At 58.4% G+C, this 12,863-nt stretch carries 12 protein-coding genes; 7 read left to right on the top strand and 5 right to left on the bottom strand.

All coding sequences use genetic code 11. The annotated features are described in order from the left end of the window. Positions 1-82 precede the first annotated feature (82 nt). From hydA to AB1576_02945, 3 genes are read left to right on the top strand one after another with little or no spacing between them, the layout of a single operon-like run. Positions 83-1,495: a dihydropyrimidinase gene (gene hydA, locus AB1576_02955; protein ID MEW6080750.1), complete on the top strand. Its 1,413-nt coding sequence runs from the start codon at positions 83-85 to the stop codon at positions 1,493-1,495. Positions 1,496-1,534: 39 nt separating this feature from the next. Beyond that, positions 1,535-2,770 carry a M20 family metallo-hydrolase gene (locus AB1576_02950; GenBank protein ID MEW6080749.1) on the top strand — a complete coding sequence of 412 codons (1,236 nt, stop codon included), beginning with the start codon at positions 1,535-1,537 and terminating at the stop codon, positions 2,768-2,770. Positions 2,771-2,804: 34 nt separating this feature from the next. Then, on the top strand, positions 2,805-4,187 hold the full coding sequence (locus AB1576_02945) for an NCS1 family transporter (protein ID MEW6080748.1): 1,383 nt from the start codon (positions 2,805-2,807) through the stop codon (positions 4,185-4,187). 211 nt (positions 4,188-4,398) lie between these two features. Here AB1576_02945 and cotE (AB1576_02940) read toward each other — a convergent pair whose 3' ends face one another. The 3 genes from cotE (AB1576_02940) to AB1576_02930 all read right to left on the bottom strand — a co-directional run bounded on the left by cotE (AB1576_02940) (position 4,399) and on the right by AB1576_02930 (position 5,875). After that, the gene (gene cotE, locus AB1576_02940) at positions 4,399-4,965 is read right to left on the bottom strand and encodes an outer spore coat protein CotE (protein ID MEW6080747.1); all 567 of its coding nucleotides are present in this window, start codon (positions 4,963-4,965) and stop codon (positions 4,399-4,401) included. A 33-nt stretch (positions 4,966-4,998) separates the two neighbouring features. Continuing rightward, positions 4,999-5,496, bottom strand: coding sequence for an outer spore coat protein CotE (gene cotE, locus AB1576_02935; protein MEW6080746.1), 498 nt, complete (start codon positions 5,494-5,496; stop codon positions 4,999-5,001). Between the two features lie 130 nt (positions 5,497-5,626). After that, the gene (locus tag AB1576_02930) at positions 5,627-5,875 is read right to left on the bottom strand and encodes an amphi-Trp domain-containing protein (protein ID MEW6080745.1); all 249 of its coding nucleotides are present in this window, start codon (positions 5,873-5,875) and stop codon (positions 5,627-5,629) included. 143 nt (positions 5,876-6,018) lie between these two features. Here AB1576_02930 and AB1576_02925 point away from each other — a divergent pair, with 143 nt between their 5' ends. After that, on the top strand, positions 6,019-7,323 hold the full coding sequence (locus AB1576_02925) for a UDP-glucose/GDP-mannose dehydrogenase family protein (protein ID MEW6080744.1): 1,305 nt from the start codon (positions 6,019-6,021) through the stop codon (positions 7,321-7,323). A gap of 182 nt (positions 7,324-7,505) precedes the next feature. Here AB1576_02925 and AB1576_02920 read toward each other — a convergent pair whose 3' ends face one another. Both AB1576_02920 and AB1576_02915 read right to left on the bottom strand, forming a co-directional pair. Further along, a complete protein-coding gene (locus AB1576_02920) occupies positions 7,506-8,405 on the bottom strand; it encodes a glucose-6-phosphate isomerase family protein (protein ID MEW6080743.1) in 900 nt (299 codons plus the stop codon). Then, positions 8,402-9,379 carry an NAD-dependent epimerase/dehydratase family protein gene (locus tag AB1576_02915; protein ID MEW6080742.1) on the bottom strand — a complete coding sequence of 326 codons (978 nt, stop codon included), beginning with the start codon at positions 9,377-9,379 and terminating at the stop codon, positions 8,402-8,404. Before AB1576_02915 ends, AB1576_02920 begins: the two co-directional genes overlap by 4 nt. Before the next feature lie 212 nt (positions 9,380-9,591). Here AB1576_02915 and AB1576_02910 point away from each other — a divergent pair, with 212 nt between their 5' ends. Genes AB1576_02910 through AB1576_02900 form a run of 3 tightly spaced genes read left to right on the top strand, consistent with a single transcriptional unit; the run spans position 9,592 to position 12,853 of the window. After that, positions 9,592-10,605 (top strand): CotS family spore coat protein, encoded by a 1,014-nt coding sequence (locus tag AB1576_02910; protein MEW6080741.1) that lies wholly within the window; start codon positions 9,592-9,594, stop codon positions 10,603-10,605. Next, positions 10,602-11,597, top strand: coding sequence for a CotS family spore coat protein (locus tag AB1576_02905; protein MEW6080740.1), 996 nt, complete (start codon positions 10,602-10,604; stop codon positions 11,595-11,597). The genes AB1576_02910 and AB1576_02905 overlap by 4 nt, the downstream gene beginning before the upstream one ends. Before the next feature lie 32 nt (positions 11,598-11,629). After that, the gene (locus AB1576_02900; protein MEW6080739.1) at positions 11,630-12,853 is read left to right on the top strand and encodes a glycosyltransferase family 4 protein; all 1,224 of its coding nucleotides are present in this window, start codon (positions 11,630-11,632) and stop codon (positions 12,851-12,853) included. The last annotated feature ends 10 nt before the right edge of the window (positions 12,854-12,863 follow it).

Genomic DNA, 12,863 nt, shown 5'->3' with positions numbered 1-12,863 from the left:
GAGGTGACGTAAAGGAAGGATCGTGCATTTGAGCGCTTCTAGCCGGAAACTAGAATCCATCTGGAAGGAGTGTGCACAGACAGTGAGCCTGCTCATCAAGAACGGAACTGTCGTAACGAGCGTGGGAGAGCAAAAAGCAGACATACTTATTGAAGGCGAAAAGATTGCTGCAATTGGAAAAAGCCTGGAGGGGCGTGCCGAGGAGATCATTGATGCCAGTGACCGCTACATTCTGCCGGGCGGTATTGACCAGCACAGCCATTTTGGCCTGCCCTTTGGCGGTACCTGGACTCGTGGATTTGAGACAACCACCGCAGCCATAGTCGGAGGCACCACTACAGTTGTGGATTTTGCTCCTCAGCCTGCCGGAATGAGCATCAGAGATGCGATCCGCAAGCACTCCGAAGAAAAGGCCGAAGGCGTGGCAGTAGTGGATTTCGCTTTCCACGGCATGGTCATGGATGTTAACGAGACCCTCTTTGAAGAAATACCCAGGCTACCCGAAGACGGCGTACCCACCCTGAAGCTATTTATGGCGTACAAGGGAACACCGTTTATGGTGGACGATGCGACCCTTTTCAGGGCCCTCCAGGCATCTAAGAACGCTGGCCTAACCATCATGGTCCACGCGGAGAACGGGGATGTCATAGATGTCCTCCAAAAACAGTGTGTTGCCGCGGGCCAGTTAGAGCCGAAGTACCATGCGGTGTCACGGCCTCCCGCAGTAGAGACTGAAGCTACGGCCCGCGCAATGGCGATAGCTAAGATGGCCGAAGCGCCCATTTTTGTGGTACACGTCACCTGCCGGGAGGCAATGGAGGCGATAAGGGATGCATATATCCGGGGGATCCGGGCTTACGGGGAGACCTGTCCACACTATCTCACACTGAGTGTCGACAACCTGGCGAGACCTGATTTCGAAGGTGCGAAATATGTTTGCTCTCCCGCTCTGCGCTCGCCTGAGCATCACGAGGCGCTATGGCAAGCCCTCGACCGGGGCTGGCTGCAAGTGATCGGGTCCGATCATTGCGGTTTTGACTGGAAAGAACAAAAACATATGGGGAAGGAGAACTTCACCAAGATCCCCAACGGCGCGCCGGGTGTCCAGTACCGCCTTGCAGTGCTCTGGACTTATGGGGTTGAGGCCGGGAGGATCACTCGCCAGAAGCTTGTGGACCTCTACTCCACCGCACCTGCCAAGTTCAACGGGCTGTTCCCTCAAAAGGGGGACATCGCTGTAGGCTCTGACGCCGACCTGGTAATCCTTGACCCGAAGTGGGAAGGCGTGATGAGTATTGAAACAAGCCTCGAGGGAGGGGACTACTGCACCTACGAGGGCATGAAGCAAAAAGGACGGGCGGAAAAGGTATTCCTTCGCGGCCGGCTTTCCGTGGATGATGGCAAATTCGTTGGAGAGCCCGGACAAGGGAAACCCCTCAAGGGAGAGCCATTTGGAGCGGCCTATGGGAAAATAGAGGGCTCACACTGCCGCTAACTCGCCAACGGGGCATAGATATGGGAGGAGGTTGTGCTTATGCCCGTAGACTATGACCGCATTGTACGTGACATATCTCAGATAAACTCGTTCAATGCGACGCCCAGTCAAGGGGTTACTCGCCTCACATTTACCCCGGAATATGAGAAAGCGAGGCAGTACCTGATACAAGAGATGCACAAGGCCGACCTGTCAGTGTGGTGTGATGGTTTCGGTAATCTGTTTGCACGGCTTGAGGGAAGTGACCCGTCACTGCCCGCTGTCATGGCGGGTTCTCACCTGGACACCGTTCCCTGCGGAGGGCAATTCGATGGTGTGGTTGGTGTGGTGGCCGCCCTGGAGACAGCTCGCCGGATCCGCGAGGAAGGCTTGAGGCCCAACCACTCGTACCTCGTGACGGTATTCGCCGAGGAAGAAGGCGCCAGGTTCGGCCAGGTGCTCGTTGGAAGCCGGGCCCTGGCCGGCCTTCTAGACAGGGAGGTGGTTTTTGCCCTTAAGGACTCGGACTCTGTAGGCTACCTTGAGGCACTCGCTCATGCCAGCCTCCGTCCACGCGACAGCCAGGTATTTGACCGGAACAGCATCAAGTGCATGCTTGAAATCCACATAGAGCAGAGTGTGGTTCTCGAGCAGGAAGGCAAGATCATCGGCATTGTTGAGGCGGTCGCTGGCATACAGCAGATGAGTGTGGAGGTACGGGGAATCCCAAACCATGCGGGAGCCACTCCAATGAAGCGTCGCAAGGACGCCCTAGCAGGCACAGCGTCCATGATCACCAGTATAGAGGGTATCGCCCTCAACCGATCAGGGCCGCGCACTGTCTGTACCGTGGGCAAAATCCAGTGCGAACCTAACATCAGCAATGTAATCCCTGGATACTGCCACTTCACTGTAGATGTCCGGGATACGGAAGCTTCCTGGCTTCAAGAGGCTGCCTCTGCGGTTGATGCCACATGCAGGCAGATAGGCCAGGAGCGAGGGTTAGATACTACAGTGTCGCTGAAACCCCGGACCGAACCTGTACTCTTATCTTCCAGAATCGGGCAGCTGACCGAGAAGGTGGCGCTGGAGAAAGGACTCCCGCACATGTGGATGCCAAGCGGGGCCGTTCACGATGCTGCGATCATGGCGCAGCTTGTAGAAACCTCTATGGTATTCGTGCCAAGCATTGTGGGCCGCAGCCACGTCCCAGAGGAAAATACATCCTACGAGCATATTTACCAGGGCATAGACGTTTTCTCTGAGGTGCTTTTAAGACTGTGCGAATGCGCCTGAGGCTCTGACCCTTACTTGAAAGGAGGAATCAATGATGGCAGCAAAGGCGACCGAGACCAAGAGCGAGTTGATCACAAGACTTTCAGACACACTGAACCCGATCCCGGCGGAGGCTCGCCAGGTCAACTACTGGGAGTACATTCTCATGTGGCTTGCGGGCTGTGTGTTCATCGGGTACTTCATGCTGGGAGCCAGTTTGATTCCGCCGGTAGGACGTCTTAACCTGACACAGGCATTTGTGGCAATGGTGGTTTCCATGATAGTGGTCGCTGCCATGTATACGCTGAACGGCATGCCAGGGCACAAGTACGGGATTCCCATGGCAGTCCAGCTGAGAGCCTCCTTTGGCTATTCGGGTTGCAAGATCCCAGCCCTGATCAGGGCGACGCCTGCGATCTTCTGGTACGGCATACAGACATGGATAGGTGCACTGGCGCTCAACGGCATTTTGAAGGCGCTGGTGGGGTTCGAGAATATCGTGTTGGTTTTCGCACTGTTTCTCATATTCCAGATAGTTCTTTCGATGGCGGGCTTCCAATCCATCAAGTGGGTGGAGGTAATTGGGGCCATCTTCTTGATCTTCGCCTTCGTATGGATGGCGAGCCAGATCGTGGGACAATTTGGCCTGCAGCTGGAGGAGCGGGTAATCCGGATCCCTGGTACCTGGGGGCGCCCCTTCTGGGTCGGTGTCATGGCGTTCATCGCTATATACACAACGCTCATGCTTAATATAGGCGACTACACCCGGCACGTCGACCGGAGAATCAGGCCTAAAGGACTCTTTTGGGCTCACCTCCTTGGAATCCTGCCAGCCACCATTTTCATGGCGGGGATCGGCCTTATAGCGGCTGGAGCCACAGGGGAATGGAACCCCATCGATGTTCTTGTGATGTACATGCCAACCACATCGGTTCTGGTTATTTCCCTATTCTTCATAGTCGCTGCTCAGTTCACCACGAACCTAATGTTGAACGTAGTGCCCCCGGCCAATGCGTTCATGGAAGTTTTCGGTTGGAAGTGGCCAGTGTCATGCCTCGTGGCGGGAGGCCTCGTTCTTCTGACCTTCCCCTGGTACATTGTCACAGCGGAAGGTTTCTTTCTTTACATGCAGATATACTCGGTCTTCCTTGGGCCCATATTCGGCATAATGGTTGTGGACTACTGGCTCATCCGCAAAGGAAGACTGAACCTTCCAACCCTCTATGATAAGGGCGGTCCATTCACGTACGTAAAGGGCTTCAACCCTGCGGCCATAATCGCCCTGGTCGTAGGCTTTCTCATGGCGCTAATAGACATCGAATTGTCGTGGTATATTGGAACCCCGTCAGCGGCCATTGCGTACTACTTGCTGATGAAGTACTGGATCATCATGGATTTCCCGCCTGATGAGACCGATGTTGAGGATCTCGCTGCGTGACAAAACCATAAGCTTCAGACCATGGCTCAGCAGGTGGGCAGAGAACGGAACATGCTCCCGGGCAGTGGCAACAAATCAGGGAGGGTAGGACGGAGCTAACCCTCCCTGTTTACACTTGTCACGAGCGTTGGCGTCCGTTGCTGCTCAAGTGAGGGTTCAGCCAGCTCCGACATGGAAAATTACGAGGGCAAGCCAGGTCATCCAGGCGGCCTCAGTCCTCATCCTCCCAATCACCAACGTCCAGGTCTTCCTGCAAGTTCGTCTCAATTCCGGATTCAACCGTTGGGGCCTCCAACGCAGGAGCCACGGCTCCACCGGAAAACGCTCGTACCCCCACCCTCACTTCTCCCACCACTTCCACCTTTACCCTGGTCGCCACCTGGAGCCTTATGGCTGCCCCTCGGGGTTGGGCGGAGACCGAAACAGGGTCGCATTGAACCGTTGGAGCCGAGAACGCGAAACACCCTGTTCCCAGGAGTGTTAAGGGTATATCCTCCGAGATGGCAACAGAGTGCGAGACTACGTGGGTTTGCTCCTCTGCCATGTACCAAACATGTACCCCTACAACGCCCTCCACCCTTACCCTGCCTGGGCCAGACACATCCACGGTCACGGCACCCAGCTCCAAGGGGGTAGCCATTGTGCCCAGGATCTGCCTGGGAGAACCCTCGCTGGGAATATCAACGGTTCTCGCGATCCTGGCCTCGCCAACGCCGCACACGGCTCTCGCCAGGATCTCCTTGATCCTGCCGAAAGTGCCAACCTCAACCTGGTTCATGTTCTCTACTTCCTTTCCCGGATAGCAAAGGACTCAGTCCCTTAAGTCAAAGACCTCCACTAGGACCTTGGTCTCCCCAATGACCTCGGCCTGAATGGTGAATTCCACTGCGACCCGGATGCGATTATCTCCAGTGGAACCCAACTCAACGCACTCCGGCGTTCTCAGCATGGTCGCGGAGGCCTCCAGATCGCCCAAGGCGATGCTGCTCCATCCAGTAATGGGCACCAGCTCCGTGTATCGCACCGTCTCCCTGGCCAGTGCGGTACTCCGGTGGCCGCTGTGGGCGTACCATACGTTGATGTCAAATCGCCCTGAGATGGGCACCATGGCTGCATCCGGGCCCGACCTCTCCGGTACGGAAGCCTCTAGATTGGAGATCTGCGTGAGAACGGACCCAAGGACCCTTTCGGGAGATTGTCCCTCGGGGATCAAAAGAACCCGTTCCAGCCTGAACGTCTTCCGGCCCAATCCACAAACCGCCTTGGTTATTATCTCACTGTACCCCTTGCTCCTGATGCCACCCTGCATGGTTGATGCCTCCCCTGCCCCCATACAAGTATTAAATCCAAGACCTTGCCCAGTCATCATATGCCTGGCGGCCAGACTTGGTCACACTGGAAAAGGAGAGGCAGGCCTCAGCCTGCCATGTATTTTGGGGCTACTCCTCAGTATCTTCTTCCTCGTCATCCGGTTCCTCGTACCCCCAGTTCACCCAGGAGGCTTTTATGGAGAGCTTCCCGCCCTCTTCCTCTTCCTCAAACTTGATCTTGAACTCAATTTCCCCATCCGGAAGTTCAACGGGATGACCTTCCACAGTCAAGCTCTCCGTGCCGAACTGTTCGCAAATGGAGGTCAGGTACCCTAGGAGATCTTGCTTGGTGCCTACCGCTTTTTCAACCCACTTCAATATGCATACCCCCTATGACATCCAGTCTACTACTCTATATGTTGGAGGCATAAATAGGGTGCAGGCAAAGAAGACGAAAAGTATCATGACACCTGGTTCCCAGGCATAAAGTACCCAGAAGAGCCATACGGGGGTGCAGGCAGGTGAGAATTACCGTCATAGGGGGCGCAGGGCGCGTGGGGCTGGTTACCAGCCTTGCACTGGCTGAATTGGGTCACCATGTCACTTCTTCGGACATCGATGCCACAGGCGTCGGCCTCCTCCAGCACGGGTGTCTTCCCTTCCACGAGGCTGGCCTCGGAGAACTGCTGTCCAGGCATCTTGAGGCCCGGAGGCTAGTCTTTAGTCTCGGCACCATCCCTTGTCTCCAGGAAACCCAGGCTATTTTCGTCTGCGTGGGCACGCCAGCGTCCTCCTCCGGTGCCCCTGAGATGTCACACTTCTGGAGGGCTCTAGACCCCCTCATCCCAGGGCTGCCCCCTGGGGCCGCCCTGGTACTGAAGAGTACAGTCCCCGTGGGTACCAACGCCGAGCTGAACCGGCGCTGCGTATCCACGGCAGGCCTCCAGGCACCTCATGTGCTGAGCTGCCCGGAGTTCCTGCAGGAGGGCGCAGGACTCCAGGGCTTTCTCAATCCCAGCAGGATAGTGGCGGGAGTCCGGGACAAGGCTGGCCTGCAAGTACTCCAGGAGGCCCTGGCAGGTATCAGGGCCCCATGGGTGGTGACCACCCCCGAGAACGCCGAAGCCATCAAGTACGCCAGCAATGCGCTTCTGGCTGCCCGCGTGTCTCTCGTCAACGAGCTGGCGAACCTCTGTGAGACCCTGGGCGCGGACATCCTGGAGGTAATGCGGGGTGCCGGGCTCGACCCCAGGATAGGCCAGGCCTATCTCGAGGCGGGAGCCGGCTATGGCGGCCCATGCCTGGAAAAAGACCTCTGGGCCATCATCTACCAGGCTCAGTCCCACGGGTGTGAGACCCCGCTCCTGAAGGAGGTTCAGAGGGTCAACGCTAGGCAGCGGGAGCTGGTGGTGAGAAAGGTCCAAGGCTGCCTGGGAAGGGTGAGTGGTTCTGTCCTGGGTATCCTGGGGTTGGCCTTCAAGCCAGGTACGGACGATACCAGGGGATCCCCCTCTGTCGCCGTGGCTACGCTGCTCTCATCTGCGGGGGCTGAGGTCCGTGGTTATGACCCCGTCGCGAGTGTCTTCCCGGTAGCCGCCGTGAAGCGCTACGATGACCCATATTCCATGGCTGAGGGCGCCGATGCCCTTATCCTGATGACATCTTGGCCATCCTTCCGCCACTTGGATTTCCCTAGACTCCGCTCCGTTATGAAGAGGCCTGTGCTGGTGGATGGCAGGAACTGCCTGGCAGGCCTCCCGCTGGAGGGATTCCAGTACGTGGGGATCGGGCGCAACCCTGTGGGCACACCCAGGGTGAGGGACTAGCATACCTGCCCGTCTCTCTGAGGCATGGGCGGCTCGGTGGAGAACCACGGCCTTAAGGCAGAAGGCCTGGCACCCAGCAGCCCAGCAACGCGAAGTAGCCTCACCGGATTCCTCATCTCCCCGTAAACGGTTTTCGGGCCCCGGCCGCTACGTGCCGGAGCCCTCCAACCGGGGGGTGGTGGTTATGCCCTGCAGGACCCTGCTGGCTCAGAACCCGAAGACAGCAAACCTGGCACATCCACTACAGACCCGGGGCACAGAAGAGGCCATGCGAGTTGAGGCACGAGGTTTTCGGGAGACTGGAGCGCCTCCGCGTATCCGGCCAGGGACGCCTCCTGGCGTTCCGGCTGGGAAAGGAAGTCAAATGCCACTGGGTTCATTATGAACTGGGTATAAAGGGGGACGCCCTTCTTCAATCCTACCTGGTGTGGGTCCGGCGGATAAACCCAGGCCGGCGCTGGCACACTCTCGTAGTTCGGGTTCTCCCGAAGACCGGCCGGGGTCACGTAGAAGGCAGCGCCCTTGTGCCTAACCATGGGTTCGTACAGGCTCACGGCCTCGCTGGCCACAAGATTAGCCACAAGAAGCGGTTCCTCCTCTGACGGGTTAATGGTCACATGCCCGTAACCTGGCGGGACCACAACGATGTCACCGGCTACTCCCTCCAGCAGAAGCACCCGCACATCGGCGGTGTCCTGGCGCCTTGGTCCCTGCCTCTGCAAGAGAAAGCAGGCCCTTCCCGAAAGAACCTGGTAGACCTCAGGGTAGGTAAGCCGGGAACCTGGCGGCGCAGAGTGATAGTGGCCCACCGTCTTGGCGTACTCCCTGCCGAGGAGAAGGGGGTGTACCAGCGTCATATCGTACCTCAGACCTGCCCAGCAGAAAAGGACCCTGTTCCAGGGCTGGGCAATGCCCCTGTAGACCAGGTAGACAGTGCCGGGGCCGCCAGGGGGATCCAGGAGGACGGAGGCCATGTCTCGATGCCGTCTCCTTGAAGCCCGGACCCCGGCCAGGCCTTCCTTGAATGCGAGCAGCCCCTCCTCTATGCTGACGGGGAGCCCCGATGTAGCCTCTAGGTTCATAGGGTTCTTCTCCCAGTGCCGTCGTGTGCCAGGGCATGCTCGGGACCTACAGACCCCTTGAACCACTCCATGAACCGCTCTATCCCCTCTGTAATATGAACCCTGGGCGAGTATCCCAATTCCATCACGGCCTTGGAGATATCCGCCCAGGTCCTGCGGGACTCACCCTGTCTAGGGCCCAACCGGGTAATCGCCGCCTTCCCTTCACTCGACTCCTCAAGGAGTTCGATTGCCTCCAGGAGTGTGACCTCTCTCCCGCTCCCAACGTTATAGACCTCCCCCAGCCTGCCCCGCTCCCCCGCTAGCACCGTAGCCTCTACAGCATCATCAATGAAGGTGAAATCCCTCTTTTGCAGCCCGTCACCAAAGACCGGCACCTCCTCCCCCTTCATAAGACACTTGGCGAACTGGCTGAACGCCATGTCGGGTCTCTGCCGGGGCCCGTAGACGGTGAAGTAGCGGAGGATGACCACGCGGGTGCCGAAGTTCCGCCAGTGGGCTATGGCCAGGCTCTCCGCAGCCAGCTTGCTCACGGCATAGGGGGATAGCGGCCCTGGCAAGGCGTTCTCCTTAGCGGGCATGGGAGTGTCATCCCCGTAGACTGAGGACGAAGAGGCCAGGACCACCCTCCTGGGAGATGCCTTCAAGGCGGCCTCCAGCACCCGCTGGGTGGCGATAACATTATCGGTGAGATAGCCCTCAAGATCATCCCAGCTGGAGCGCACGCCAGCGCGACCTGCCAGGTGAAAAACCGTGTCGGTCCCCTCTGGAATGTCTGGAGGAACCAGGTCCCTCAGGTCCTTCCTCACAAAACAGAAGGCCGGGGTCTTTCTGAGACACTCAAGGTGCCGCTCCTCTTGGACCTTTCCCTCCCTGCGGTCTATGCCGATTACCTGGTTGCCCTCACCAACCAGCCTTTCTGCCAAGTGGGAGCCGATGAATCCTGCTACCCCTGTGACCAAGTGCAAAGCCACGAACTCCACCTCGCTCGCTTCAAGTGACAATGCATAATATGCTGAGGTGTTCCCAGGGGTTCTGTAGCCCTTGATCCTGCAGCGAGGCTCCAGGTCTCCTGATCCGGTACGGCAGGGGCCTGCCGAAGGACGAGGTGTTATGGGACCTCATCCAGATGTGTTGCATAGCATAGGACTGATACTCTCCCATGTGAGGAAGGAGGCACCGTCTGGTGACGAGCCGTGACACTATAGATGCCGTTCTCAGAAACTACCCTGTAACCACGTTTAACGTGAGGGAGGAGACCGAGAAGGCAAAGAAGGCCGTATGGTGGGTAGAGGCAAGCGAGGGTCTCATGGTGCTGAAGAAGCTCCCCATGGGTGAGGAGCGTCTCTTGTTCCTCATAGCGGCGCTAGAGCACCTGAGAAAGGGAGGAGTGAGGCTGGCCACCCTGGTCAAAGCCCATGACGGGAAACTCTACTCAGTTGTGGACAGCACCTGTTACACGCTGGCACTGGCCGTGAAAGGCAGGACCCCCAGCTACTCTTCCCCCAAGGAACTGGCCATGATGGTGAGGGAACTTGCCAGGTTTCACAAGGCCTCAGAGGGTTTCAAAGCGCCCACGGGTAGCAAGGCGCGTTCTCACCTAGGAACCTGGCCGGAGATCTACCTATGCCAAGTAGGGCGCCTCCATCCATACCTTGAGGAGGCCGGCGATTCTCCCTTCGCCCGGCGAGTGCGGGGAGTGCTGGAAAGGCACATGGAGATGGCCCGTGAGGCCCTGGCGGGGCTGGACGGCGGGGAGTACCGTGCCTGGGTGGACCAGGTCACAGCCACCGGGAACCTGTGTCACCAGGACTTCGCCGCGGGAAACCTGGTACTCACTGCCTCCGGAGAGATCTGCGTTCTTGATACTGATTCACTAACTGTAGACCTGCCTGCCAGGGACATCCGCAAGATCCTGAACAAGATCATGAAGAAGCGAGGCGCCTGGGATCTAGACCTTGCCCTTGAACTGACCAGGCTTTACGGGGAAGTGAACCCCCTGATGCCTGAGCACTTGAAGGTGCTTGGCCTGGACCTCCTCTTTCCTCATCTCTTCTTTGGCATAGCCACCAAGCACCTGGAGAAGAGGGAAAAGGAGTGGTCAGCGCACAAGTTTCTCAAGAAACTGGAGTCCATAGTGGCACTGGAAGACCAGAAGGTCGCCCTTGTGAGGCGGCTTGTGGAGGGGGATGTGAGGTGAGCGGCGGGTTCCTTGACACGGCCCGGTGTGTCCTGGCGCAATACCCGGTTATCGTAAGAGACATCAGGGTCATCCAGGGAGAGGCGAAGAAGGCCATATGGTTGGTGGCCACGGATAGGGGCGCCCTTGCCCTAAAACGCCACGCCCGTCCTGTCAGGAGGGTGGTGTTCAGCCTTTGTGCCCAGGAGTACATCTCACTCCGAGGCGGCCGCGTGCCATGCCTGCTCAGGCCTGACGGGGATTCCCTGCATGTTGAGGAGGAGGGGATGGCCTTCAGTCTTTCTTCGTGGGTGGAGGGTCGCCAGCTCGTTCTCGAGCGGGAAGAAGACCTGTTCATGGCCTTAGAAGCCCTGGGCCACTTTCACAGGTCATCCCAGGGCTTCAAGATTCCAGCGGGGGTACAGGTGTCCACAAAACTAGGCAAGTGGCCCCATCACTACTCCTCCATGATCCAGCGTCTCTCCGAGTGGAGGCAGGTGGCCAGCGAACGCGGAGGCACACTTGGGCATATCTACCAGCGTCTAGCTCCAGAAATGCTGGACATGGCCACCGAGGCGCTGGCCCTCCTGGAGGGCTCCGGCTACGGGCAATGGGTAGAGCAGGCTTCGGTCACGGGTAACCTGTGTCACCAGGACTACGGCCAGGGCAACGCCATCATGGGAGATGGTGGTGTGTGGATCATCGATCTGGATGACATCACCCTGGACCTGCCTGCACGGGATCTCAGGAAGATCACGAACAAGGCAATGGAGCGGCGCGGGGGCTGGGACGGTCCTCTCTTTCTTGCCATGATGGAGGCATACGAAAGGGAGCGCCCACTATCAGATTCTGAAAAGCGGGTCCTCTTCGTGGACCTGCTGTTCCCCCATGTCTTTCATGACACCGCAAAGAACCCCTTCAGGAAGGGAAAGGCCACCAGCGCCTCCAAGATTGAGGAAGCTTTTGCCCTTGAGCGTTCCAAGCGCCAGGCAATCCTGCCTTTATTGGGATAGAAACAACAAACCAGCCATCCGGAGGTACCAACATGGAAGTGTCTATGATATGCACGGAAATGCTACCGGTTCCACCCGTTCTGGGGGGGGCCATACAACAATACATCTGGGGCATATGCTCCATCCTGGCAAGCCGGTACGACATTAGCGTCATTTGCCGGGATGACCCCGTGCTCCCTGACCACGAGGTCCTGAAGGGGGTGGAGTTCACCCGAGTGCCCGCCCGGAGCCGGAGGCACTACCTGGACCAGGTGGTGGCCAGCCTGAGAAACCGGGATACAGAACTCATACACATCTTCAACAGGCCGGAGTGGGTGCTCCCTCTCAGGGAGGAGTTCCCTGGGACCCGCCTGATCCTGAGTCTCCACAACGAAATGATGGCAGAAGGCAAGATCTCCGTAGAGAAGGGTGAGGAGTGTATCGAGGCTCTAGACGCCATCAACACCGTGAGCCAGTACGTGGCATCCCGCCTCGTCCAGCGCTTCCCTCAGGCTGCACCCAAGGTTAGAACCGTCTACTCGGGCGCTGATACTGGACACTTCAAGCCGGGCTGGGCTCCGGGGGGCGCCCGGGACAGGGAAGAGACCCGCCTTGCCCTGGGGCTTCCGGACCGGAGGGTCATCCTCTACTCCAACCGGATAAATGCTAAGAAGGGCACTCACCTTCTGATCCAGGCCGCCTCCGAACTGGCGGCCAGCCACCCGGACGTGGCCTTGCTGGTTCTAGGGAGCAAGTGGTATGGGAAGGACGAGAAGGACGGCTACGTGGAGAGGATTCACGCCATGGCCGGGGAAGCGCCGGTTCCCGTTATCCTCACGGGTTTTGTGAAACCCCAAGAGATACATCGTTACTATGCTGCGGCAGACATCTTCGCCTGTGCCTCCCAGTGGTCTGAGCCGCTCTCCCGCACTCACTACGAGGCGATGGCATCAGGCCTTCCCATTGTCACCACGGCCCGGGGAGGCAACCCAGAGGTAGTGCGCGGCTACGGTTGCGGCATAGTGCTGGACGACTACAACAGCGTGTCCGCCTGGGTCCACGCACTGGGGTACCTCCTTGGAGACCCGGGGCTCATGCGGGAGATGGGAAAGACCGGGCGGCGATTGGCTCTCGAAAGGTACAGCTGGCGGCGGGTGGCAAGTGATGTGTCCCAGATGTATGAGGAGGTCATGCCCGAGCCTCGGCCCTCGCAGGCAACCGGGGAGGATAGGGCTAAGGTGCTCCAGGAGAGGTCCCTGGAACATAGGTCTTTGTGATACTTCCGGG

The sequence above is a fragment of the Bacillota bacterium genome (genome assembly GCA_040754315.1).
Taxonomy (GTDB): Bacteria; Bacillota; Sulfobacillia; order DUSP01; family JBFMCS01; genus JBFMCS01.
The sequence above is the reverse complement of the archived record's forward strand: the minus strand, read 5'-3'. Positions and strand labels throughout refer to the sequence as shown.

Coding starts and splice junctions, on each gene's coding strand:
- AB1576_02945 (MEW6080748.1), top strand. CDS start 2,805: ATGGCAGCAAAGGCGACCGAGACCAAGAGCGAGTTGATCACAAGACTT.
- AB1576_02950 (MEW6080749.1), top strand. CDS start 1,535: ATGCCCGTAGACTATGACCGCATTGTACGTGACATATCTCAGATAAAC.
- AB1576_02920 (MEW6080743.1), bottom strand. CDS start 8,405: ATGAACCTAGAGGCTACATCGGGGCTCCCCGTCAGCATAGAGGAGGGG.
- AB1576_02900 (MEW6080739.1), top strand. CDS start 11,630: ATGGAAGTGTCTATGATATGCACGGAAATGCTACCGGTTCCACCCGTT.
- cotE (MEW6080746.1), bottom strand. CDS start 5,496: ATGCAGGGTGGCATCAGGAGCAAGGGGTACAGTGAGATAATAACCAAG.
- cotE (MEW6080747.1), bottom strand. CDS start 4,965: ATGAACCAGGTTGAGGTTGGCACTTTCGGCAGGATCAAGGAGATCCTG.